Source organism: Vibrio sp. 2134-1, assembly GCF_033339495.1.
Window position 1 is genome coordinate 1 of record NZ_JAWOUS010000735.1, and the last position, 575, is coordinate 575.

Annotated in this window: 1 protein-coding gene; it reads left to right on the plus strand. The window is 50.3% G+C overall.

Annotation, left to right across the window (positions count from 1 at the left end):
• On the plus strand, positions 1-575 hold a 575-nt coding region (locus R7R78_RS28250; RefSeq protein WP_318119754.1), incomplete at both ends, for a solute carrier family 23 protein.

Here is a 575-nt window from a genome sequence, read left to right on the forward strand (position 1 = left end):
AACACCATTATCAGCATGTCGCTGTTTGCATCTGGTGTTTCTTCCTTTATCCAAATCCGTACCTTTGGCCCTGTCGGCTCCGGCTTGCTATCGGTGCAAGGCACCAGCTTTAACTTTTTGGGTCCAATCATCGGTGCGGGTTTATCACTCAAAGCAGGTGGCGCGGACATCAGCACCATGATGGCGGCGATTTTCGGGACGATTTTAGTTGCCTCCTTTGCCGAGATCTTACTGTCTCGTGTGCTTGAGCATGCACGTCGCATCATCACACCTCTCGTCTCTGGCATTGTCGTAACTCTGATTGGCCTGACGCTGATCCAAGTTGGCTTGGTTTCTATGGGTGGAGGCTATGCTGCAATGGGCGACGGTACTTTTGGTAGCTTAGACAAACTGGCGCTCGCTGGTACCGTACTTGGGTTAATTGTGATTTTGAATCGTTCTAAAAACCCATACATTCGCGTGGCTTCGATCGTGATTGCCATGCTGGTTGGCTATGTAATGGCATACTTCATGGGTATGGTCGACACCTCAAAATTGGGGGAAACCAACCTCGTTGCGCTACCGATTCCGATGCA